The organism is Caldimonas manganoxidans ATCC BAA-369 (genome assembly GCF_000381125.1).
Classification (GTDB): domain Bacteria; phylum Pseudomonadota; class Gammaproteobacteria; order Burkholderiales; family Burkholderiaceae_C; genus Caldimonas; species Caldimonas manganoxidans.
Map to the genome: position 1 here is coordinate 189,882 of NZ_KB905930.1, position 23,565 is coordinate 213,446.

20 protein-coding genes and 1 pseudogene are annotated in these 23,565 nt (G+C 66.1%); 12 read left to right on the top strand and 9 right to left on the bottom strand.

The genetic code is table 11. From position 1 onward, the window contains the following. Positions 1-7: 7 nt before the first annotated feature. A complete protein-coding gene (locus F615_RS0101920) occupies positions 8-1,297 on the bottom strand; it encodes a hypothetical protein (protein ID WP_019559484.1) in 1,290 nt (429 codons plus the stop codon). 219 nt (positions 1,298-1,516) lie between these two features. On the opposite strand from F615_RS0101920, the gene nadB reads away from it, so the two are divergent. Beyond that, on the top strand, positions 1,517-3,145 hold the full coding sequence (gene nadB, locus F615_RS0101925; protein ID WP_019559485.1) for an L-aspartate oxidase: 1,629 nt from the start codon (positions 1,517-1,519) through the stop codon (positions 3,143-3,145). 7 nt (positions 3,146-3,152) lie between these two features. Here nadB and F615_RS0101930 read toward each other — a convergent pair whose 3' ends face one another. The 6 genes from F615_RS0101930 to F615_RS0101955 form a co-directional block, all read right to left on the bottom strand. Next, complete coding sequence (locus tag F615_RS0101930) at positions 3,153-3,440, bottom strand: late competence development ComFB family protein (protein ID WP_019559486.1); 288 nt, start codon at positions 3,438-3,440, stop codon at positions 3,153-3,155. Between the two features lie 96 nt (positions 3,441-3,536). After that, a complete protein-coding gene (gene nadC, locus F615_RS0101935) occupies positions 3,537-4,415 on the bottom strand; it encodes a carboxylating nicotinate-nucleotide diphosphorylase (RefSeq protein ID WP_019559487.1) in 879 nt (292 codons plus the stop codon). 4 nt (positions 4,416-4,419) lie between these two features. Continuing rightward, positions 4,420-5,532 carry a quinolinate synthase NadA gene (gene nadA / locus F615_RS0101940; RefSeq protein WP_019559488.1) on the bottom strand — a complete coding sequence of 371 codons (1,113 nt, stop codon included), beginning with the start codon at positions 5,530-5,532 and terminating at the stop codon, positions 4,420-4,422. A gap of 95 nt (positions 5,533-5,627) precedes the next feature. Continuing rightward, positions 5,628-5,984 (bottom strand): roadblock/LC7 domain-containing protein, encoded by a 357-nt coding sequence (locus F615_RS0101945; RefSeq protein WP_026329948.1) that lies wholly within the window; start codon positions 5,982-5,984, stop codon positions 5,628-5,630. Positions 5,985-6,026: 42 nt separating this feature from the next. Continuing rightward, the gene (locus tag F615_RS0101950; RefSeq protein WP_019559490.1) at positions 6,027-6,968 is read right to left on the bottom strand and encodes a hypothetical protein; all 942 of its coding nucleotides are present in this window, start codon (positions 6,966-6,968) and stop codon (positions 6,027-6,029) included. Positions 6,969-7,144: 176 nt separating this feature from the next. Beyond that, positions 7,145-8,014 (bottom strand): AraC family transcriptional regulator, encoded by an 870-nt coding sequence (locus F615_RS0101955; protein WP_019559491.1) that lies wholly within the window; start codon positions 8,012-8,014, stop codon positions 7,145-7,147. Between the two features lie 65 nt (positions 8,015-8,079). On the opposite strand from F615_RS0101955, the gene F615_RS0101960 reads away from it, so the two are divergent. The 3 genes from F615_RS0101960 (at position 8,080) to F615_RS0101970 (ending at position 12,441) form a co-directional block, all read left to right on the top strand. Continuing rightward, entirely contained in the window at positions 8,080-9,342 is a 1,263-nt protein-coding gene (locus F615_RS0101960; protein ID WP_019559492.1) for an MFS transporter, read from the top strand. Between the two features lie 103 nt (positions 9,343-9,445). Then, entirely contained in the window at positions 9,446-11,179 is a 1,734-nt protein-coding gene (locus tag F615_RS0101965) for a thiamine pyrophosphate-binding protein (protein WP_019559493.1), read from the top strand. Then, positions 11,179-12,441 (top strand): BaiN/RdsA family NAD(P)/FAD-dependent oxidoreductase, encoded by a 1,263-nt coding sequence (locus F615_RS0101970; RefSeq protein WP_019559494.1) that lies wholly within the window; start codon positions 11,179-11,181, stop codon positions 12,439-12,441. Before F615_RS0101965 ends, F615_RS0101970 begins: the two co-directional genes overlap by 1 nt. Here the strand turns inward: F615_RS0101970 and F615_RS17560 are convergent. Then, positions 12,374-13,327 (bottom strand): alpha/beta hydrolase, encoded by a 954-nt coding sequence (locus tag F615_RS17560; RefSeq protein ID WP_083932367.1) that lies wholly within the window; start codon positions 13,325-13,327, stop codon positions 12,374-12,376. The genes F615_RS0101970 and F615_RS17560 overlap by 68 nt on opposite strands. A gap of 97 nt (positions 13,328-13,424) precedes the next feature. Then, positions 13,425-14,897 (bottom strand): cobyric acid synthase, encoded by a 1,473-nt coding sequence (locus F615_RS0101980; RefSeq protein WP_019559496.1) that lies wholly within the window; start codon positions 14,895-14,897, stop codon positions 13,425-13,427. Between the two features lie 30 nt (positions 14,898-14,927). Here F615_RS0101980 and cbiB point away from each other — a divergent pair, with 30 nt between their 5' ends. From cbiB to F615_RS20365, 8 genes and pseudogenes are all read left to right on the top strand, one after another. Further along, positions 14,928-15,893: an adenosylcobinamide-phosphate synthase CbiB gene (gene cbiB / locus F615_RS0101985; RefSeq protein WP_232300996.1), complete on the top strand. Its 966-nt coding sequence runs from the start codon at positions 14,928-14,930 to the stop codon at positions 15,891-15,893. After that, the gene (locus F615_RS0101990; RefSeq protein WP_019559498.1) at positions 15,890-16,939 is read left to right on the top strand and encodes an aminotransferase class I/II-fold pyridoxal phosphate-dependent enzyme; all 1,050 of its coding nucleotides are present in this window, start codon (positions 15,890-15,892) and stop codon (positions 16,937-16,939) included. The genes cbiB and F615_RS0101990 overlap by 4 nt, the downstream gene beginning before the upstream one ends. Continuing rightward, complete coding sequence (locus tag F615_RS0101995; RefSeq protein WP_019559499.1) at positions 16,936-17,841, top strand: cobalamin-binding protein; 906 nt, start codon at positions 16,936-16,938, stop codon at positions 17,839-17,841. The genes F615_RS0101990 and F615_RS0101995 overlap by 4 nt, the downstream gene beginning before the upstream one ends. A gap of 29 nt (positions 17,842-17,870) precedes the next feature. Then, a complete protein-coding gene (locus tag F615_RS0102000; protein WP_019559500.1) occupies positions 17,871-19,442 on the top strand; it encodes a class I SAM-dependent DNA methyltransferase in 1,572 nt (523 codons plus the stop codon). Between the two features lie 43 nt (positions 19,443-19,485). After that, complete coding sequence (locus F615_RS0102005) at positions 19,486-21,183, top strand: RNA-binding domain-containing protein (protein WP_019559501.1); 1,698 nt, start codon at positions 19,486-19,488, stop codon at positions 21,181-21,183. 399 nt (positions 21,184-21,582) lie between these two features. Next, the gene (locus F615_RS17565; protein ID WP_245558305.1) at positions 21,583-22,845 is read left to right on the top strand and encodes a restriction endonuclease subunit S; all 1,263 of its coding nucleotides are present in this window, start codon (positions 21,583-21,585) and stop codon (positions 22,843-22,845) included. Then, complete coding sequence (locus F615_RS17570; RefSeq protein ID WP_019559504.1) at positions 22,842-23,402, top strand: GIY-YIG nuclease family protein; 561 nt, start codon at positions 22,842-22,844, stop codon at positions 23,400-23,402. The genes F615_RS17565 and F615_RS17570 overlap by 4 nt, the downstream gene beginning before the upstream one ends. Then, positions 23,387-23,565: pseudogene (locus F615_RS20365) on the top strand (ISL3 family transposase); the annotation flags it as partial. The gene F615_RS17570 and the pseudogene F615_RS20365, both read left to right, overlap by 16 nt.

Here is a 23,565-nt window from a genome sequence, read left to right on the forward strand (position 1 = left end):
ATGACGCTCAGCGCGCCCCCGCAGACTGCTGCTTGAGCCAAGCGTCGAGCCGCTGCAGTTGGAAGCGCACCAAGGACTGATTGGTTTTGTGTCGGTCCAGCAAGCAGTGCAAGGCCACATCGGGCAGTCCTGGCAGCGGTCGCACGACTTGGTGGTGGCGGTCTGAGGAGGTCAGGATCTCGTGGATCGGTTCGCCCAGATTCAGGGCCAGCCGGGCCATCTGCTGTGCCTTCAAGATCGCCGCCCCTTGGCGGGCCATGTCCAGGGGGGAGGGACCCCGGCCTGCATAACCCAAGGGGGCGCCCAGGTGCACGTCGAAGACACAGCATGACAGCAGACCGGTCATCTGGGCGACCAGGCCGACATAGGCTTCGATGGAGACTTGGGCCGCCGCGGTCGGGGTGGTTTGGGCCGGTGGCGCAGGTGGTGTGTGCGACGGGGGAGCGGCGCGGTCGACCGGCGGTGCATCGAACTGCAGCGTCAGGGGGGTGAGCTGGGGCGGGGATGGGCCCAGGTTGGCTGGCGGCGCGCCGGCCAAGCGACCTCGGGCGGCATTCTTTTGCCAGAAGCCCAGGATGAAGGACCAGGCATCGGCCGGGCGCGAGGGCTGGGGGGCGGCGCGCACGAGCATGCCATGACGCTGCACCACTTGCGCAGACTGCGCGGCGGCCGCCTGTGCGGCCGCGGGGCCCAGTGGCATGATCAACAGACTGGGGCAAACCCAAGCCGGTACGTGCACCCATTGCATCCATTGCCGCAGGGCGTTGGCCGAGCCTTGGCCGGCCATCTCACCCAGCAGCACGACGCTGACCTGGGCGTTTTCCATCAAGACTTTGGCGACGGCTTGTTGGCCTGCCGGGGTGCTTTGCACATCGGTGGAATAGATGTGGATGCGCTGGCCTTCAGGCGAGGCATAGGTGGCGTACTCGATGCTGGCCAACAGGGTGCCGTAGCCTTGTTGACGGATGATGAGCTTTTGCACGGCACTGCCGCCTTGCACAGCGAGTTGGCGCAGCAGTTGGCGCGAGACATTGCCTCCGATGTCGTGCAGCGCGACATGTTGGCTTTGCAAATGTTCGAATTGCAAGCGCAGCGCTTCGGCCGCATCGCAAGTGACGAACAGCTCGCGGGTGTTGGGGCCGGTCAGCCGGCCGATGTCCTGAGAGCCGGCGACCCGGGGGTCGTCACTGTCGCGCGCCATGATTTGCGTGGCCATGGTGTCAGGCATGGTCGGCGCCCATTCGATGGGGCGGTTCGGGGGGCGGGTATCGTCATCCATGCGCTGGACGTAGGACATGGTGCCTCGTGTGGGAAGCGTGGTCGGAGCGTGAAGGCAGTGTAGCGATGCGTTTCATGGGCCCGATACACCCGTTCGGGGGAGGCGGTTGTTGGAGTGAGACCTTCTTCACACTGGCGATGAGGGGCTCGCATCGACGTGTCTCGCCGATAGAATGCCTTGCAGCATACAGGAGGCCCCCAGCGCAGCGCGGGCGGCTCGCATGAATTCGGACATGGCATGGAATCGACACGCAACGATCCCGTGGTGATCGTGGGAGCTGGATTGGCCGGACTGACGGTGGCCTTGCACTTGGCAGCCCAGCGGCCGGTGGTGGTGTTGGCCAAGCGCGGCGTGCATGAGGCGGCAACCGCCTGGGCCCAAGGCGGCATCGTCGGGGTGCTGGGGCACGATGACAGTATCGAGAGCCATGTGCGCGATACCCAAGATGCCGGTGCCGGGCTGGTGGACGAGGCGGCGGCGCGCTTCATTGCCGAGCGCAGTGCGGAGGCCATCGAGTGGCTGGTGGCCCAGGGGGTGCCGTTCTCGCCCGATCCGCAGGGCCCGCTGGGGTTGCATCTGACGCGTGAAGGCGGTCATGCGGTGCGCCGCATCGCCCACGCGGCCGATGCCACGGGCAAGGCCATCCACGAGGCGCTGCTGGAGCAGGTGCGCCGACATCCTTCCATCGAATTGCGCGAACGCTGGATGGCCGTGGATCTGATCACTTCGCGCCATCTCAAGCGTGATGAGCCACCTCGCTGCTATGGGGTGTATGCCCTGGACATCGAGCGCGGCCGGGTTGACACGTTGCCGGCGGCAGCCGTGGTGCTGGCCACCGGCGGCGTGGGCAAGGTCTATCGCTACACCAGCAACCCCGACACGGCCACGGGCGATGGCATTGCGATGGCCTGGCGCGCCGGTTGCCGGGTGGGCAACATGGAGTTCATTCAATTCCACCCGACGTGCCTGTACCACCCTCAGGAGCGCAGCTTTTTGATCACCGAGGCCTTGCGTGGTGAAGGCGCCCACCTGAAATTGCCAGATGGCACGCGCTTCATGCCGGCCCATGACGCACGCGCGGAGCTGGCCCCGCGAGACATCGTGGCGCGTGCGATCGACTTCGAAATGAAAAAGCACGGCTTGGACCATGTGTGGCTCGATGCCACGCATTTGGACGCCGGCTTTCTGAAGGAGCACTTCCCGACCATTTACGCGCGCTGCCTGTCGCTGGGCATCGACATCACACGACAGCCGATTCCGGTGGTGCCCGCAGCGCACTACACCTGCGGTGGAATCGTGACCGACTTGAACGGGCGCACCGATCTGCCGGGCTTGTATGCCGTGGGGGAGTCGACCTATACCGGCTTGCATGGGGCCAACCGCCTGGCCAGCAACTCGCTGCTGGAATGTGTGGTGCTGGGGCGCACGACCGCGCAACACATCCAGGCCCATGCGCGCATGGAAGTGGCCGCGTTGCCGCCCTGGGACGAAAGCCAGGTCGAAGACGCGGACGAGCAGGTGGTGATCGCTCACAACTGGGACGAGCTGCGCCTGCTGATGTGGAACTATGTGGGCATCGTGCGCACGACGCGTCGACTGGAGCGGGCCCTGCACCGCATCCAGTTGTTGCGCAGCGAGATCGACGATTACTACTCCAACTTCCGTGTCACGCGTGACTTGTTGGAGTTGCGCAATCTCGTCGAATGCGCTGAGCTCATCGTGCGCTCGGCCCTGATGCGGCATGAAAGCCGAGGGCTGCACTTCAGCCGTGACTTTCCACGCACGCTGCCGGTGAGTTTCCCAACGATTCTGACGCGCCCGGCGGGCCGACGCTGGGCGGACTCGCCTCCGGGGTGCGGGCTGTGAGGAGCCCTCAGCTGCGCGCGCGCATGGCGGTGCGGGCCTGCACGAACTCGAACGCGTAGGTGACGGCCTCGGTCAAGGCGCGCTCGTTGTCGGCGCGTTCTTTCTCGGTCATGTAAAAGGCCAGATCGACCGTGTGGCGGATGTAGCGTGGCGGCAGCCGGTTCAGTGCCACGCAGGCCACGTCGGCCAGCATGTCGCCATGCACCTGGGGGTAGCGCGTGGCCGCTTGCAATACGGCCTCGAAGACGGGGCGTTCGAAGTAGTTGTGGACGTTGGTGAAATCGGCGGGGCTCATGCGATGCTCCGGAATGGATGGGGCAGTATCGGGGAGCCGACCCTGGTGCGAATCCCGGAATAGCCCCGGCTTCGGTGGCCAACTGTTGGGCCGGGCTCACAGCCGCTGGACCACCCGCATCGAAAAGTCCACGGCCTTGACGTCTTTGGTCAGGCGGCCGATGGAGATGCGGTCCACGCCCGTGGCGGCGATGGCGCGCACTTGGTCCAGACTGACTCCGCCGGAGACTTCCAAGACGGCCCGCCCCGCATTCAAGGCGACGGCTTGGCGCATGCGCTCCAGATCGAAATTGTCCAGCAGCACGCTGGTGGCCCCGGCTTGCAGGGCTTCTTCGAGCTGCGCCAAGGTTTCGACTTCGATCTGGATGCCGATGTCGGCCTGGGCTTGCTGAACCAGCGCCCGGGCGTTGCGAAGCGCGGCGCTGACTCCGCCGGCAGCGGCGATGTGGTTTTCTTTGATGAGGATGCCGTCGTAGAGGGCCAGGCGTTGGTTCTGGCCGCCGCCCACGCGCACGGCGTACTTCTGGGCCAGCCGCAAGCCTGGCAAGGTCTTGCGGGTGTCGAGGATGGCGCAACCCCTTGGATTGGGGCTGGCACCTTCGATGGCTCGCACATACTGCCGGGTGACGGTGGCCGTGCCCGACAGCAGTTGCAGGAAGTTCAACGCCGGTCGCTCGGCGGTGAGCAGCGCACGCGCGTGCGCCTCGATCTCGCACACCACGGTGTCGGCGGGCAGTTCGGAGCCCTCGGCCGCTCGCCAGTGAACTTGCGTGGCCGCATCGACCGTGTGCATGCAGGCATCGAACCATTCGCGACCGCACAGCACGGCCGGCTCGCGCAGCAGCACTCGGGCGCGCACACGTTGGTCGGCTGGCACCAGCTCGGCCGTCCAGTCGCGGCGGCCAAGGTCTTCGAACAAGGCGTCGCGCACATTGCGTGCACGGGCTTCGGCCAGGGTTTCGTCGTGGTCGAACATGGGGTCAGGCCGCTCCGAGATGACGCACGAAACCGTGCTGGGGCTGGGCAATGGCCGTCGGGTGGCGCGCGACGAAGTCGAGCATGCGCTCGATGCAGCCCAGCGCCTGGCTGCGCACGGGTTCGGGCACGGTGATTTCGCCCTTGCCGTGTTCCAAACAGGCCAGCACGCCCTGCAGGGCGTTCATCGCCATCCACGGGCAGTGCGCGCAGCTCTTGCAGGTGGCGCCGTGGCCAGCGGTGGGCGCTTCGATGAGTGTCTTGCCGGGGGCCATCTGGCGCATGCGGTGCAGGATGCCGTTGTCGGTGGCCACGATGTAGGTGCTGGCCTGGCCCTCGACGACGGCTTTCAGGAGCTGGCTGGTCGATCCGACCACGTCGGCTTGTTCGACCACGCTGCGCGGCGATTCGGGGTGGACGAGCACTAAGGCATCGGGATGCTGCTGGCGCAGCAGTTCCAATTCGAGCCCCTTGAACTCATCGTGCACGATGCACGCACCGTTCCACATCAGCATGTCGGCCCCGGTTTGCTCTTGGATGTAGCTGCCCAAGTGGCGGTCGGGGGCCCATAGGATTTTGTGGCCTTGCTCTTGCAAATGCCGCACGATGGCCAGCGCGCAGGAGCTGGTCACCATCCAGTCGGCGCGGGCTTTCACGGCTGCGCTGGTGTTGGCATAGACGACGACCTGGCGGTCGGGGTGGGCGTCGCAGAAGGCGGCGAATTCGTCGGGCGGGCAACCCAGGTCGAGCGAACAGGTCGCTTCCAGGTCGGGCATCAGCACGGTTTTGTCCGGGCTGAGGATTTTGGCCGTTTCGCCCATGAAGCGCACGCCGGCCACGATCAGGGTGCGCGCGGCATGGTCGCGTCCGAAACGGGCCATTTCCAGAGAGTCGGCCACGCAGCCGCCGGTCTCCAAGGCCAGGTCTTGGATGTCCCCGTCGACATAGTAGTGGGCGACGAGCACGGCATCGCGCTCGGCCAGCAGTTGGCGAATGCGCTCTCGGGTGGCCGCTTTGGCCGCAGGCGGCAAGGGTTCGGGCACTTTGGCCCAGGCATGAGCGGTACAGCTGGCGCCTCGGGCGTCTTGGCGCGTGTAGTCGTAAATCACGGATTCCATGGCGTCAGGGGCCGTGTGGGGGCGGCCCTCATCGAATAGAAGGACTCAACACCGCATGGTAGCCGAGCCACCTTGCCTGCGGCGCCGGGTGGGGTTCAGGCCAGCAAGTGCTCGGCGTCCATCACTTGAAAGCGTGCCAGCGCGAGGTTGGTGCGTCGTCGGTCGAGAACGACCAGCAGGAACAGGTCGGCATGTTGGTGGACGCTGCGCAGGATGTGTTGGTGCCGATCGAGGGTGATGATGATTTCGTCGACGCGCTGACTGCCGAGGTCGCGCGCGGCGCGGCGCTGCGCCTTGAGCACTTCGGTGGCGGTGGCAGCGGTCAGCTCCAGCGGAAGGTCCTCGACGTCGTCGGCAAGTTGCTGGCCCAGCACCAGGCCGGTGGAGGTGTCGACGATGCAGCCGCCCAGCACGCCTTCGATGCGCATGAGCTGCTCGAGCACGCGCAGCACGCGGGCTTGGTCCAGGCGTGGGCGCAGCGCATCGTCCACGAATTACGCCGGGCCGATCTCATGGACTTCGGGCAAGGGGGTGAGGCTGCCGCTGGGGCCGGCTGCCTGCGCGGGCTCGGAGGCTTCGGCCGCCGATGCGCAGATCAGATCGTCGATGCGCATCGGAAACTCTCCGCCGGGCAGGGGGGGCTCGCGCAACCGGGCCTGCACCGCCGGCGAGAGGTGCTTGACGCGATTCCAGGTGTTGAGCACGCAGTTCCATACGGCCGATGCACTGGTCATGGGTTCGGTGCTCACCATCACATTGAGGGCTGTGGGCCAGGGCACTGCCGCGATGCGGGGAGTCAGTGTGGCCAGCGGTGCGGCCAACAAGAAGAGCAAGTGGGGGCACTGCCAATGCTCGCCATGCGCTGCGGCATTGAGGGTGGCGACGATTTCATCGAAGAGTGCTTCGGGCATCGGCGCCATGATGATCGCGCTGAGGTGGCTGCGCTCCATCAACGCAATGGGAATGGCCTGAGCGTCCGGGCTCGGGTCGCGGACATCGGCGTGGTAGATCTTGAGCGGGTCATCGACTCGGCGAGGCAGTGCGGTGCGTTCGATCAGCGCGATCGACGCCAGTGTGCTTTGGTGGCGCAGATGCAGCCGCTCGATGGGCTGCCCCGAAGCGTCGGACAGGGCCTTGATGACACCACCGGCCCATAGGCGTGCCGGGTCGTGCAAGGTGATCTGGCGTGCGGCCAGGTCGAGATCGGCCCTCGATGCCGCCAGGTGCTGACGGATGGCTTCGGCCGGCGAACCCACGATGAACAGGTCGCGGATGTGCTTGTCGACGATGTGGCCACGGTCGGTCACCTCGGTGCTGCGGTTTTCGAGCATCGCGGTGGCCGCAAAACCTTTGTCCTGCTGCGCTTGGGCGTGGCGCAAGGCCCGAGTGGCTGGGCCGCCCAAGGGCAAGAGGTCGCCAAAAAGAGAGGTCAGCATGGCAGGCTCCTCGGTGCAAGGCGGGTCGGGGGCGACGCATCGGCCAGCAGACCGGTCGATGACCGTTCAGTGTAGGACTTGCCCGTCGCAGCGGCCAGTGTGCGCCGGGGCGTTCCCGGCGAAAGGTCGTTTCGGCCGGATCGAAGGCGAAGGCCCGGCAGCGAGGGCCGCCGTGCTCAGCGCGACCGTGGGCTGGCCAACAGCTCGCGGGCCGAGCATCCCATGGTGCGGCGCACCATGGCACTGAAAGCGCTGGGGCTGTAGCCCAGCTCGGCTGCGATGTGGCCAACCGGCCGCCGAGTGGCTCCGCGAGCGAGCGCATGGGCCAGCACGACCTGCTGGCGCCAGCGGGTGAAGGTGGTGCCCAATTCGTCGCGGAACAGCCGCGCCACGGTGCGCAAGCTGGCGCCGCAGTCGCGGGCCCAGTCCGCCAGGGTGGCATGCCGGGTCGGGTCGGCCAGCACGGCCTCGCAGAGCTGACGCAGCCGCTTGTCACGCGGCAGGTCCACGCCCAGCGGCACCGCGGCAGCGCGGCGCAGTTCGTCCAGCACCAAGGCGCCCAGCAGGCGTTCCCGAGCCAGCTCGGCCGGGGTGAGGTCGGCTTGGCCATCGGGTCGGGTGTCCATTTCCAGCACGAGGGCGCGCAGCAAGGCCGACACTTCCAACACCCGGCATGTGCGCCAGCGCGCCTGCTCTTGGGGCGGGACGTTTGGGCCACATTGGCCTTCGGGTTGGTGCAGGTAGAGGGTGCGCAGATCCGCATCCTCCACCACGGTGACCGCGTGCTCGACCCCGGGGGGGATCCACAGCGCCCGCGAGGGCGGCACGATGTAGCTGCCACGGGCCACGGTCAGGCGTGTGACGCCGGTGGTGGAGATCGCGAGCTGGGCCCAGGGATGGCGGTGTGGCACGACTTGTGTGTCTGCACGCAGATGGTGCAGTTTGGCGCGCACGGGTCGCGTTCGGCTGGGGGCGTACAGGTGAGGCGTCAGCGGCCCCACATAAGACAGCTCGCGTGAACGGAGGGCCGAAGCAGGCTTTGGCATGTTTGCGACAGAAGTTGGCTTCCTATCGTAAACCTGCCGACGTGATCGTGCCTACCATGCGGCCCATGAGCATGACGACACCGAGCGCTTCACGCGCAGCACCGTGGGGGCCCGACGCCCAGACCATCGGCCTGGTGGGCTTGGCGCACGGGACTTCGCACTTCTTCCACATGCTGCTGCCGCCCTTGTTTCCCTGGCTGATCGGCGAGTTCTCGCTGAGTTACTCCCAGCTCGGGCTGCTGGTGACGGTGTTTTTCGTGATTTCGGGCGTGGGGCAGGCTTTGTCGGGCTTTTTGGTCGACCGCGTCGGCGCGCGTCCGGTGCTGTTCGTGGCGTTGGCGTGTTTCACGCTGGCTGGACTGGCGGCTGCCTGGGCGTCGGGCTATGGCGGGCTGGTGCTGGCAGCGGCATTGGCCGGGCTCGGCAACGCGCCATTTCATCCGGTGGACTTCACCATCCTCAACAAGCGGGTGTCGCCCCCGCGGCTTGGGCATGCCTTTTCGGTGCATGGCATCACGGGCAATCTGGGGTGGGCGGCCGCACCGGTGTTCATGGCCGGCGTGACGACGGCCACGGGCTCGTGGCGCATGGCTTGCGCCGGGGCGGCCGGCCTGGCGGCTGTCGTGCTGGCCGCATTGGTGTGGCAGCGCCAGGCTCTGGACGATCGCCCGGGGCGCACGGCGCATGCCGCGCAGGCGTCCGCGGTCGCCGTCTCGGACCATCCCATGGCCTTCCTGAAGCTGCCTTCGGTGTGGCTGTGTTTTTCGTTCTTCTTTTGGACCACCTGCGCTTTGAGTGCGATCCAGAGCTTCGCCAGTCCGGCGTTGCGGTCGCTGTATGGCCTGCCGCTGGCGGTGACTTCGCTGGTGGTGACCGGCTACATGCTGGCCGGGGCGGCCGGCATGGTGATCGGGGGCTTTCTCGTGGCCAAGGTGCAGCGGCTTGAACGCATCATTGGCGTGTGCCTGGTGGGCTCGGGCCTGCTGCTTGCCGGGGCCGGGCTGGGTGTCTTGCCCGGGCTGGTGGCCGTGGGACTGGTTGCGCTGGCCGGGCTGGGCACGGGCATCGCGGGCCCGTCGCGCGACATGCTCATCAAACGGGCGGCGCCGCCCGGGGCCACAGGACGGGTGTATGGCACGGTGTATTCCGGGCTGGATCTGGGCTTTGCCGTGGCGCCTCCGCTGCTGGGGCTGCTCATGGACCGGGGGGCCACCTCGGGCATCTTCTACGCGGCGGCCGGCGCTTTGGCCTTGGCCGTGGGCTCAGCGGCTTGGGTGGGCACGCGTGTGGCTGCGGCAGGCGCCGCGCCGAGACGCGCGCCAGCCTGAAGTGGACCCGCGATGCAAGGGGCAGGGGCCTGGATTCGCCACGCTCGCATTGCGCACCGGCGGGCCGGGATAATCGGCCCGTTTGCATCGAGGAGTGTGCTGCATGATTCCGACCCCGGCTTCCCGCCTGGCAGGCCACGCGCTGGTCGAGGCCTTGCTTGCACAAGGCGTGGACACCGCTTTTGGCGTGCCTGGCGAGAGTTTTTTGGCCGTGCTGGACGGCTTCTACGAACACCGCGAGCGCATTCGCTTCATCGCTTGTCGGCACGAAGGCGGTGCGGCCTTCATGGCCGAGGCCCAAGGCAAGCTCACGGGGCGGCCTGGGATCTGCTTCGTCACGCGTGGGCCGGGCGCGACCAATGCCAGCATTGGCTTGCACACGGCCTACCAGGATTCCACGCCGATGATTCTTTTCGTGGGTCAGGTGGGCACTGATTTTCGCGACCGGGAAGCCTTCCAAGAGGTGGACTATCGGGCCATGTTCGGCCCCAGCACCGGGGGGTTTGCGAAATGGGTGGCCGAAGTGGACCGCCCCGAGCGCCTGCCCGAATATGTGGCACGGGCTTTCCATGTGGCCTTGCAAGGACGTCCGGGCCCGGTGGTGCTGGCGCTGCCGGAGGACATGCTGATGCAGCGCACGGATGCGCCGGTGCTGCCCCGAGTGGAGCCTGCGCAGGCCTGGCCCACGCCAGGCGCATTGCGCCGCATCCGCGAGATGCTGCTGGCGGCGCGGCGGCCGCTGGCGATCGTGGGCGGGGGCGGCTGGACGCCGGCGGCGTGCCAAGCCCTGCAACGGTTTGCCGAGGACTGGCAGTTGCCGGTGGGCTGCGCTTTCCGTTTTCAGGATCTCTTCGACAACGCCCACCCGTTGTATGCGGGGGATGTGGGCATCGGCATCGACCCGAGGCTGGCACAGCGCATCCGCGAGGCCGATCTCATCCTGGCCGTGGGCCCGCGGCTGGGCGAGATGACCACCAGCGGCTACACCTTGATCGAAGCCCCGCGTCCGCGTCAGCAGCTCATTCATATCCACGCCGGGGCGGAGGAACTGGGCCGCGTCTATGCCGCCGATGTGCTGGTTCAGGCCTCGATGGCCTGCGCCGCGCCTGCCTTGGCCAGCCTGGCCGCGCCGTCGTCGCTGCCGTGGACCGACTGGGTGGCCGGCGTGCGGGCCGACCGCCAAGCCAACCGTGTCTCGACGCCACCGCCTGGGCCCTTGGACTTGGCTGAAGTGGTCAAGACGATGCAGCGTGTGCTGCGTGAACAAGGCCGTGCCGACGCCGTGCTCACCAACGGCGCGGGCAATTACTCGGGTTGGCTGCATCGCTTTTATGAATACCCCGGCTTGGCCGCTGGCCAGCGCACTCAGCTGGCACCCACAGCCGGCGCCATGGGTTACGGGGTGCCGGCGGCCGTGGCTGCCAGCTTGTTGCAGCCGGGGCGCACGGTGATCAACATCGCCGGCGATGGCGACTTCTTGATGACCGGCCAAGAGCTGGCCACCGCCATGGGGTATCGCAAGGCCTCGTCGGGGCCGTTCATCGTGCTGGTGGTGGACAACGGCACCTACGGCACGATTCGCATGCACCAGGAGCGCGAGTTTCCGGGGCGGGTGTCGGGCAGCGACTTGTTCAACCCGGACTTCACGCAATTGGCGCAGGCCTACGGGGCGCAGGCCGCGCGCATCGATCGTACCGAGGATTTCGAACCGGCCTTTCGGGCGGCGCTGGCGCGTCACACCCCGACGTTGCTGCATCTGAAGCTGGATGCCGAAGTCCTGACCGGCCGCACCACGCTCAGTGCGCTGCGGGCCGCAGCGTCGTCGGCGAGGACGTGATGGCCGCCTGGCGTGTGGCCGTGGTCGGTGCCGGGCCGGCCGGCTTGATGGCTGCCGAAACCCTTGCGCGTCACGGTGTGGCCGTGGATGTGTACGAGCGCATGCCTTCGGCCGGACGAAAGTTTTTGTTGGCTGGCAAGGGGGGACTCAATCTGACGCATTCCGAGCCGCCAGCGGCTTTTCTGTCGCGTTACGGTGCGCAACGGTCGGTGGTGGCTCCTTGGCTGGCGGCCTTTGGGGCCGAGGACCTGCGCGCCTGGGCGGCCCGGCTGGGCATCGAGACTTTCGTTGGAAGCTCCGGGCGCGTCTTCCCAAAGGACATGAAGGCCGCGCCTTTGTTGCGTGCCTGGCTGCACCGGCTGCGCGAGGCCGGGGTGCGCTTGCACATGCGCCATCGCTGGACGGGGTGGGCCGGCGAGCGAGGTTTGGCGATGGACACCCCCACCGGGAGTGTGGTGGTGCAAGCCGACGCCGTGGTGCTGGCGCTGGGTGGGGGCAGTTGGTCGCGCCTGGGCTCCGATGGCGCCTGGGTGCCCTGGCTGACTGCGCGGGGCGTGATCGTCAGGCCTTTGCTGCCGGCCAATTGTGGCTTCGATGTGGCTCGGTCCGGTCCGCACGTCCACCCGCAGCTGGGGTGGTCTGAGCATCTGCGCAGCCGCTATGCCGGCCAGCCGCTCAAAACCGTGGTTCTCAGCGCCAGGGGCGTTGGCGGCGAGCATTTCGCGCGCCGCGGCGAATTCGTGCTGACCGACACCGGCATCGAGGGCAGTCTGGTCTATGCGGCGTCTGGCCTGTTGCGCGAGGCCATCGCAGCGCACGGTGCGGTGGATATCCACCTCGATTTGATGCCGGACTGGCCGGCCGAGCGGGTGCTGGCCGAAGTGTCGCGCCCGCGCGGCTCGCGGTCATGGGCCAGCCATCTGCAAAGCCGCTTGGGTCTCAAGGGTCTGAAAGTGGCTTTGCTGCACGAAGTGCTGGGGCCCTTGGCCAAGCACGAGCCCGTGACGGTGGCCGCCACGCTCAAGGCCTTGCCTTTGCGGTTGGTGTCCCCGCGTCCGTTGGACGAGGCCATCAGTACGGCCGGGGGGGTGGCCTTCGAGGCTGTGGACGAGTTTTTGATGCTGCGGCAGCTGCCCGGGGTGTTCTGCGCGGGCGAGATGCTCGACTGGGAGGCTCCTACGGGCGGCTATCTGCTCACAGCCTGCTTTGCCAGTGGTCGTTGGGCCGGCGAGGGAGCGGCCCGCTGGCTCGGGGTGACGTGAGACCCCGCACGCCAATCGAAGCCAAGAAGGTTTCCACGGCCTCGGTGTAGGGCCCCGGGAGGCCCAACTCACGGTTGATTTCGCTGTGGGACAGATCCACTGCGTAGAGCTGGGCTCGCCCGCCCACGCGTTCGATGGCGCGGGCCATGCGTTGATTTTGGTCACGCGCTCGCTGGCGGGAGGCGGCATACACCAGCATCATCGGGGCAGGGGCCTGAGTGAGACGGTGTACTGGCGAGACTTGCTGCCAGAACGACGGATCGGTGCCGAAGGCTTCACGAAACAAGGACCAGGGCTGGTTGTGCATGAGCGCCGGCACGTCCAAGGCGCCGCTGTCCAGACACACCGTGCCCGCCCAGGGGCGCACGCCGTGGTCCCGGGCCAGAGGCTGATCGGCGGCCACCAGCGCGGCCAAGTGGGCCCCGGCCGAATGCCCCATGAGGACCAGCTGGTTCAAGTCCAGGCCCCAGTGCGAGGCATGGGCTTGCACGAAAGCCAATGCCCGAGCCACGTCACGGGCTTGTTCCCATGGATTGGCCTCGGGCAGCAAGCGATAGTTGATGGACACGAAGGCATGACCTTGCGGCACCCATCGTTCGACCTTGTGCTGCACCACTGGGCCCATGGCCTTGTCGCCGTAGCGCCAACCCCCGCCATGCACCATCATCAACAAAGCGCCGCTGGCCGGTCCAAGCGGCAGGTACAGATCCAGCACCTGGCGCGGGTGCTGGCCATACGCCAGGTTGGGCTGCAGTCGATACGGTCCGTCAGGAGGACGGCGGCGCCATGCCTCTGCGCCAGCCGCGCCAGCGCAAGCCGCCAGGGGCAGGCTGACCAGTCCCACACTGCAGCGCAGCAAGTGGCGACGATTCGAGTCCGTGGTCATGTCGATCTGCAGCAAGGCCAAGAGTGCCGTCCATTGTGCGCAAGGTGTGTTAAGCGCATGCCGCTCCAAGGTCAAGAACAATGAAGTGCTCGGGCTGTTAGCTCAGCGCACGCTCCCAGGCCGATGCATCCAGATGCTGCGCCACGGCATCGGCCAGCCGGTTCAGGCTGGCTTCACGCAAGGCGTTCAGGTCGGTGGGTTCGGCCGCGTCGAGCCCGGCCCAGCGCAGCAGCGAGGCCTGGGCTGGCGGTGCATCGAACAGACCATGCACATACGTGGCCAGGATTTGCCCCCCCGGGTCGCGCACCCCTTCGGGTCGGCCGTCCAGGTCCAGCAGCGGATGCTCCAAGGCCGGGCCGGTACTGACGCCGGCGTGGATCTCGTAACCCCACACCATCTCGCCCCCGGGCCGCAGGCGGCCTTGCACCTGACGCAACTGCTTTTGTGGCGCGAGCGTGGTTTCCAAGTCGAGCCAGCCCAGACCCGGCATCGAACCCGGTGGACCCTCCAGACCGTGGGGATCGTGCAGCCAGCGGCCCAGCATCTGCAGGCCGCCGCAGATGGCGATCAGCTTGCCGCCGTAGCGCAGGTGGCGTGCGAGATCACGGTCCCAGCCCCGTTCGCGCAAGGCGCGCAAATCGGCCTGCACGCTCTTGCTGCCTGGCAGAACGATCAGATCGGCCGGTGGCAGTGGCCGGCCGGGGCCGGCGAAAATCAATTCCACCTGCGGATGCACGCGCAGCGCGTCCAAGTCCGTATGGTTCGACAGACGCGGCAACACCGGTACCACCACGCGCAGCCGCGGTTCACCCGGCTTGGTCAGGCGCTCACGGGGCAGGGCGTCTTCGGCATCGAGCATCAGGCCGCTGAGGTAGGGCAGCACGCCCAACACGGGTTTGCCACTGCGCTCCTCCAGCCAGCGCAGGCCGGGCTCTAGCAAAGACACGTCGCCACGGAAACGGTTGATCACGAAACCGCGGATGCGCGCCCGTTCGCTGTGGCTCAGGCATTCCAGCGTGCCCAACAGGTGCGCGAAAACGCCGCCGCGGTCGATGTCGGCCACCAGGATCACCGGGCAGTCCACCGCTTCGGCAAAGCCCATGTTGGCGATGTCGCGCTCGCGAAGGTTCACCTCGGCCGGGCTGCCAGCCCCTTCCACCAGCACCACCTCGTGCGCGGCGCGCAGCCGCGCGTAGCTCTCCAGCACATAGGGCAGGGCCAGCGGCTTGAAGGCGTGGTACTCGATCGCATGGGCATTGAAGCGCGCGCGGCCCTGGATGATCACCTGGGCGCCAGTGTCGCTGTTGGGCTTGAGCAGCACCGGGTTCATGTCCGTGTGCGGTGCTAGCCCACAGGCCTGGGCTTGCAGTGCCTGGGCGCGGCCGATCTCGCCGCCGTCGGCCGTCACCGCCGAGTTCAGCGCCATGTTCTGCGGCTTGAACGGTGCCACACGACGGCCATGCCGATGAAACAGGCGGCCCAGCGCGGCCACCAAGGTGGACTTGCCCGCATCGCTGGTGCAGCCTTGCACCATCAGCGTGCCGTGGAAGCATTCGTAGAAGGACGGCATGGCCCGATTATGATTTCGCGCGGCCCGCCCATGAGCTTCCTGACCGACACCTTCGCCATGCCTATTGCGCTCACCCAGCCCGGCTGGCTGTGGAGCTTGTGGCTGGGCGTGGCGCTGGACCTGTGCCTGGGTGAGCCACGGCGCTGGCATCCGCTGGTGGGCTTTGGTCGCTGGGCTCGGTTCATCGAACGTTGCCTCCACCGTGGGTCGTCCAAACGGCGGGGCGTGCTGGCCTGGTGTCTGGCCGTGCTGCCGATCGTGGGGGCGTTCATGATGATGCGGGCGATCACGCCCATGGCCGGGCGCTGGCTGCTCGACGGGCTGGCGCTCTACGCTGCATTGGGCCTGCGCAGTCTGATCGAGCATGTGGTGCCGGTGGGTCGCGCCTTGCAGCAGCAAGACCTGCCCGCTGCCCGCCAAGCCGTGCAGCACATCGTCACGCGCGACTGTGCGGTGCTCGATGAAGCCGGTGTGGCCACGGCAGCCGTGGAGTCGGCCTTGGAAAACGGCAGTGACGCCGTCTTCGCCAGCCTGTTTTGGTTTGCCCTGGCGGGCGCACCAGGCGTGTTGCTGCACCGGCTGTCCAACACACTGGATGCCATGTGGGGCTATCGCACCCCACGGTATCGGCACTTCGGCTGGGCCGCAGCGCGCCTCGATGATGTGTTGAATTGGTTGCCCGCACGCGCCACGGCGCTCAGCTATGCCCTCTGCGGCCGCACCGGCCGAGCTTGGCACTGTTGGCGCACACAAGCGCCCCAGTGGGACAGCCCCAACGCCGGCCCGGCGATGGCCGCCGGTGCCGGGGCGCTGAACCTGCGGCTGGGGGGCGCGGCACGCTACCATGGCCGCTTGGAATGGCGGCCAGTGCTCGGCGAAGGCAAGCCACCCGGCGCCACCGACGTCCAGCGCGCCTGTGCATTGCTGCTTCGCTGCTTCGTGCTGTGGATGGTCGTGCTGACCTTGCTGGCGATCCTCGTTCAGGAGGGGGCGTGATCCCCAAGCCCGCGCCCATTCCCCATGGGGCCGACCTGCACCGGGCCATCGAGCGCTTTGGCTTCGCCCCAGCAGGGAAGCCGTGGCTGGACCTGTCCACCGGCATCAACCCTTGGCCCTGGCCTGCGCGTGAGCACATGACCCACCTGCCCGAGGCTGCCTGGCATGAGCTGCCCGGCCCCGATGCGCAAGTGCAAGCTGCTTTCGATGCGGCCTACGGATCAGGGGCGCTGCCCGTGCCTGGCTCGCAGGCCGCCATCCAAGCGCTGCCCCGCCTGTGGCGACGCCATCTCGGCCGTGCGCACGTGCAAGTGCTGTGGCCCAGCTATGGTGAACATGCCGCACGCTGGGGCTTGGAAGGGCATGCCGTGCACCTGCACGCTGCGGCCGCGCTGGGGCGCACGGCGGCCGACGTGATCGTCATCGCTCACCCCAACAACCCCACCGGCGACACTTTCGATGCATCGCGCGTGCGCGCGCTGGCGGCGGCCTGCCGCCTGCTCGTCATCGACGAAGCCTTTCTCGACGCCGCCGATGGACCCAGCCATGCCCAGCTGGGCCTGCCCAATGTCGTCGTGCTGCGTTCGCTGGGCAAGTTCTACGGCCTGGCGGGGTTGCGCGTCGGGGCCGTGCTGGCCAGCCCCGCGTGGCGCGAGGCCCTGGCCGCCGAGCTGGGGCCCTGGTCCGTGGGGGGCTTGGCGTTGCAACTGGCTGCGGCTGCATTGCGCGATACTGCCTGGCGAGCCACCATGCGCCAGCGGCTCCAGGTGGCCGCGCAGTCCTTGGGCATCGTGCTGGCTCGTCATGGTCTGGCCCACCAGGGCACGGTGCTATTTCGCACCGTGATCACGGCCCGGGCTGCCATCTTGCACGAAGCCTTGGCCCGGCAAGGCGTGTGGACACGCCTGTTCGACCTGCCCGCGCCAAGCGGCCATCGCGGCCCCGACTTCCAGGCCCTGCGCCTGGGCCTGCCACCCCATGAAGCAGCGTTGCAGCGGCTTGATGCCGCCCTGGCTGCAACCGTTCCCATGCTGGAGAACCCATGAAGACCGTTTGGATGAGCTTGCTTTTGGCTGCGGCCTGTGTCACGGGTGCGCCGGCTGCCCAGGCGCAGGCCGTCAGTTCCGTCGATGACCATGGACGCACGCTCACGCTGCCGCGGCCTGCGCAGCGCATCATCAGCTTGGCGCCGCATGCGACCGAACTCGTTTTTGCCGCGGGCGCAGGGCATCGTCTGGTCGGGGTGGTCGAGTACAGCGACTACCCCGAAGCGGCTCGGTCCATCCGCCGTGTGGGCGACAACAAAGCCATCGACCTGGAAACCATCGCTGCGCTCAAGCCCGATCTGATCGTCGTCTGGCGTCATGGCAATGCACGCCGCCAGATCGAAAAACTCGCCGCCTTGGGCATCCCCCTGTACGAAAGCGAGCCGCGGCGGCTCGACGACATTCCGACCGCGCTGGAGCGACTGGGCCGCTTGATGGGCACCGAAGCCGCCGCCCAACAGGCGGCCGACGACTACCGCCGCACTCTGCACGCCCTGCGCGAGCGTTACGCGGGCCGTCCCCCGGTGACCACCTTTTACCAAGTGTGGCGCCAACCGCTGAAAACGCTCAATGACGAACATCTGGTCAGCGACGTCATTCGCCTGTGCGGCGGCGTCAATGTCTTCGGTCGACTCGCCCCGCTGGTGCCCACCCTGTCAGATGAGGCCGTGCTGCAAGCCAACCCCGAATTCATCTTTGCTGCCAGCATGGGGGCCACTGCCTCCGATCGCCCGCTGGACAGCCTGGACGGCTGGAAACGCTTCCCGCGACTCATGGCGGTGCAGCGCGGCAACCTCTTTTACGTGAACGGCGACCTCATCAACCGGCCCACGCCCAGGGTGCTGCAAGGCGCAGCCTTGCTGTGCGAGGCGATCGAGGAGGCGCGCCGCCGGCGACGCTGATCAACCCACGGCATGGACACCCTCGTACGATGAACAAACGGAAAGATCCCGCCAAAAGCGGCAACGACGCCAACCTTGGCTTCGAGGCCAAACTCTTCAAAGCCGCCGACAAACTGCGCGGCAACATGGAGCCCAGCGACTACAAGCATGTCGTGCTGGGGCTCATCTTCTTGAAATACATCTCCGACGCCTTCGAGGCCAAGCACCAGGCGCTGTTGGCCGAAGACCCGCAGGTTGCCGAAGACCGCGACGAATACCTTGCCGACAACGTGTTCTGGGTGCCAGCGGCGGCGCGCTGGTCGTATCTGCAGGCCCACGCCAAGCGGCCCGAGATCGGCACCCTGATCGACGAGGCCATGCGCGCCATCGAAAAAGAAAACGACTCGCTCAAAGGCGTGTTGCCCAAGGACTATGCCCGCCCCGCGCTCAACAAGGTCATGCTGGGCGAGTTGATCGACCTGTTCTCGCGCATCGGCCTAAAGGATGCGGCCCACCGCTCGAAGGACATACTCGGGCGTGTGTACGAGTATTTCCTGGGGCAGTTCGCCGGCGCCGAAGGCAAGCGCGGCGGCGAGTTCTACACCCCGCGCTCGGTGGTGCGCGTGCTGGTGGAAATGCTCGAACCCTACCGGGGCCGCGTGTACGACCCCTGCTGCGGCTCGGGCGGCATGTTCGTGCAATCGGAAAAGTTCGTGCAGGAGCACGGCGGGCGCATCGGCGACATTGCCATCTACGGGCAGGAAAGCAACTACACCACGTGGCGGCTGTGCAAGATGAACCTGGCCGTGCGCGGCATCGACGCCGACATCCGCTGGAACAACGAAGGCAGCTTCCACAAAGACGAACTGCGCGACCTCAAGGCCGATTACATCCTTGCCAACCCGCCGTTCAATGTTTCCGATTGGGGCGGCGAGCGCCTGCGCGAAGACGTGCGCTGGACCTTTGGCGTGCCGCCGGTGGGCAATGCCAACTACGCCTGGCTGCAGCATATCTATCACCACCTCGCTCCAAACGGCACCGCGGGCGTGGTGCTGGCCAACGGCTCCATGAGCTCCAACCAGAGCGGCGAAGGCGACATCCGCCGTGCCATGGTCGAAGCCGACGTGGTGGACTGCATGGTGGCGTTGCCCGGGCAGCTTTTTTACTCCACGCAGATTCCCGCTTGCCTGTGGTTTCTGGCGCGCAACAAAAACCCCGGCGGGGGCTTGCGCGACCGGCGCGGCCAAGTGCTGTTCATCGACGCCCGCCAGATGGGCGTGCTGGTGGACCGCACCCGGCGCGAACTCACCGACGAGGAAATCCAGCGCATCGCCGACACTTACCACGCTTGGCGCGGAACCGTAGGGGCGACCCGCAGGTCGCCCCTACCGGAATACGCCGACATCCCCGGTTTCTGCAAATCCGCCACGTTGGAGGACATCCGCCAACACGGCCATGTGCTGACGCCGGGCCGCTATGTGGGTGCGGCGCAGCAGGAGGACGACGGCGAACCCTTCGAAGCAAAGATGGCGCGCCTGTCCGCCCAGTGGCGGCAGCAGCGCGAAGAAGCGGCCAGGTTGGATGCCGCGATCGAGGCCAATCTGAAGGAGCTGGGGTTTTGATCATGTCGTTCTTATTGCCGCCATTCACCACCTGGAGCACCCGATGACCCCGCAAGAGCTCCTGCAGATGATTGCCGCTGGGGAGAGGCTTGCCGTCGAGTTCAAGGGCGAAGCCAAAGCCCCCCTTTCCGACCGCGATTTGGTGCAGGCCGTTGTCTGTCTGGCCAATCGAACCGGCAGCGAATCCGGTTATCTTCTGATCGGGGTCGAAGACGATGGTCGCCTCACCGGCGCACGTCCGCGCCATGGCAGCACCACCGACCTGGACAAACTCGCCGCCCTGATCGCCCATCGCACCCGTCCACCAGTAACCGTTCGCATCGAATCCATCGACTACGAAGGCCATGCCGTTCTGGTGATCGAAGTACCCCCACAACACCACCCGGTTGCCACCGCAGACGGCCTTTTCCTTCGCCGCGCGGTGGGTGGTGACGGCAAACCTGCTTGCCTACCAATGGATGCCCACGCCGTTCAGTCCCTCTTGGCAGGACGGGGGTTGCTCGACCCTTCGGCGCAGATCCTCGCCGATGCCCGCTGGCAGGATCTCGACCCCCTGGAGTTCGAACGCTTTCGCCGCAGTGTGCGGGAGCGACGCGGCCGCAGCGACGAAAGCCTGCTCGACCTACCCGATCTGGAGCTCGCCAAAGCGCTGGGTGTCATCGATGCCAATGGCAGCGTGCGCGGCGTTCGCCTGGCGGCCTTGTTGCTCTTTGGCAAGGAAGAGGCACTGCGCCGTTACGTTCCGGCGCACGAAGTCGCCTTTCAGGTGTTGCGCGGGCTCGACTTGGAGGTCAACGACTTCTTTCGCTGGCCACTGTTGCGCGTGATGGAAGAGATCGAAATGCGCATCCGCGCCCGCAACCGAGAAAAGGAACTGATGGTCGGGTTGCTGCGCGTAGGCGTTCCCGACTACCCCGAGCGCGCCTTGCGCGAAGCGGTGGCCAATGCCCTCATCCACCGTGACTATCAGCGCCTGGGTGCCGTCCATTTCCAATGGCACCCCGAACGCATCGAAATCAGCAACCCCGGCGGCTTTCCGGAAGGTGTGCGCCTGGACAACCTGCTCGTCACCGCACCACGCCCGCGCAACCCCTTGCTGGCCGACGCCTTCAAGCGCGCCGGCATCGTCGAGCGCACCGCGCGCGGCATCGACACCATCTTCTACGAACAACTGCGCAACGGCCGCACCGCCCCCTCTTACGCGCGCAGCGATGCGACTGGCGTCACCGTCGTCATCCCTGGAGGCCAAGCCAACCTCGACTTCGTCCGCCTGCTCGTCACCGAAGCGCAGAACGGACGCACTCTGGGCTTGGATGAGCTCCTGATCCTCAACGCCCTCTGGCAGGAGCGCAGCCTGACCACTGGCGACGCCGCCCACCTGCTGCAAAAGCCCGAGGCGGAAACCCGCACCACCTTGCATACCCTGGTGGAAGCGGGCCTCGTCGAAGAACGCGGCCAAAAGAAAGGCCGAACCTGGCACCTGGCCGCCGCCTTCTATCGCCTGCTGGGCAACAAAGCCGGCTACGTCCGCCAACGCGGATTCGAACCCCTGCAGCAAGAACAAATGGTGCTCCAGTTCGTGGAAAAGCACGGACGGATCACACGGCGCGATGCGGCTGAGCTCTGCCGGATCGGCCCGCACCAAGCCACTCGCCTGCTATCCAGACTGGTGGACGACGGCCGACTGGTGCGCCACGGAGAACGCAAGGGGGCTTGGTATGAGCGAGGAACAAAAATATGAGCGCGCGCATAAATGCCGAGCATCGCGCGCATAAGCTCGATGCCGCGACCGAGGCCAACCTGAGGCGCTGGGGTTTTGAACGCTGCGTTGAACACACGCCCGAGTGATGACCACAATCAACGCAACGTTGATCAAGCGACTTGCGCGAAATCACCGGCTACGCCCGCAACCGGCGCTTTCGCTTCGAACCCTATTTGCGGCTGTTCGAGGAAACGGCGGAGGCGGGCGTATGAGCGGGTCGGGAGGTGTCGTGATGCGTTGCCAAGGGAAGGTCAAGGCAATGGCTGCTGCAAGTCAGGTTAACTTGAAGGGGGGGTGAGGATGGTCAGTGAGTGGCGCAAAACGACAATCGGCGCTGCATTTGATGTCAATCCGCCTCGTCCACTGAAGCGAGGTAGCGTGGCACCGTTCATCCCAATGGATGCGTTGCCAGCGCACGCAAGAGCAGTAGAGCGCATCGAAACCCGCGAATTCACAGGTTCAGGCACTAGGTTTCGCAACGATGATACGCTTATTGCACGCATTACACCGTGTCTCGAAAACGGAAAAACCGCCTTTGTCGTCGGCCTGCGTAATGATGAAGTGGCGCATGGATCGACAGAATATATCGTGCTCAGCGGCAGATCCGGAGAAAGCGATTCATTGTTCGCCTATTACATAGCTCGTTCTCCGGAATTCCGACGCTATGCAATAGGGCACATGGAGGGGACATCCGGCCGACAGCGCGTCCCGTCGTCAGCCGTTGAACGATTTCAAATCACACTACCCCCGCTTGCCGAGCAACGCGCCATCGCCCATATCCTCGGCACGCTGGACGACAAGATCGAACTCTTGCGCCGCCAGAACGAAACGTTAGAGGCCATGGCCCGCGCCTTGTTCAAGGCGTGGTTCGTGGATTTCGAGCCCGTGCGCGCCAAGATGGAAGGGCGCTGGCAGAGGGGGGATGTAGGGGCGACCGGCCGGTCGCCCCTACCTGGCCTGCCCGCGCACCTCTACGACCTCTTCCCCGACCGGCTCATCGATTCAGAATTGGGCGAGATTCCGGAGGGGTGGGAAAGTGTACCAGCGAGCCATCTCATTGAGTTCAATCCATCAGAATCCTTGGGAAAGGGGACGGAAGCCCCATACATCGAAATGGCCGCATTGCCGACGTCTGGGAGCTGGCCAGAGCCGCCGGTATTGCGGCCATTCGGTAGTGGTATGCGTTTTCGCAATGGTGACACCTTGTTGGCCCGGATTACACCCTGTTTGGAGAATGGAAAGGCGGCCTTTGTCCAGTGCTTGCCTGACAACGCGGTGGGTTGGGGTTCCACTGAATATATCGTAATGCGACCCAAAGCCCCAGTGCCGCCGGAATTCGGGTACTTACTGGCACGAGATTCGACTTTTCGGGCGCAGGCTATCCGAAGCATGACAGGCACCTCCGGTCGGCAGCGTGTTCAGGCTGACTCGGTGGCCGCGTTCAAGCTTGCGGCACCGGTCAAGAAGACTGTATGGGATGCGTTCTCTCGTCTTGTTGCGCCCCCATTCAAGAATGTCAAAGTTAATGCTGAGGAAATCGAAACCCTCGCCCAACTGCGCGACACCCTGCTGCCCAAGCTGATATCCGGCGAACTGCGGGTAAAAGATGCAGAACGGTTTTTGCTGGAGAGAGGCTTATGACTGAGAAACGCGCATTTTCCGTGCGAATTTTCGTGCCCATGGGTGATCCGGAGGGGCTGCGCATCATTGAAAAGTCCAACTGGACGGGACAAGGGCTGATGTTCCCGCGCGCGATCTTTGCCGAGGTGCGCCAGCGTCCCGAATTGCAGCGTGCCGGAGTGTACGTGCTGTGGGGGCCTGGTGTCTTCGGGCAACTGCCCAGGATTTATGTGGGCGAAGGTGATTTCCTTCGCGCCCGGCTTGACCAGCATCACAAGCAAAAGGATTTCTGGACACACGCCATCGTATTCACCAGCAAGGATCAAAACCTCAACAAAGCGCATGTGCAATATCTGGAGGCGCGGCTGGTTTCACTCGCTAGTCAAGCTAGGCGGGCCGAGTTGGACAATGGCAATGTGCCACAGCTTGGCTCTTCGTCATTTCGTGTGGAACCCAACAGTCACAATGACTCCTGGTCGTTGAGCCCGGTGGGCATGTGTGCAGGCCGCTGGCCGGCCTGTGCACATGTCCACGAGGCGTGTTTGATCAGGAGGATGAGTCCATGGGCATTGCCGTAGAAGCTCTGTTTACCAGCGCGCTGGGCTTGCAGCCGCCGTGGGTCGTCGATGACGTCAGGCTCGACACCGCCAAGCGGCGTATCGACTTCGAGATCGGCTGCCACACCAGCAGGCTCGCCTGCCCGGCATGCGGTGCGGCCACGCAACCGGTGCACGACCGGTT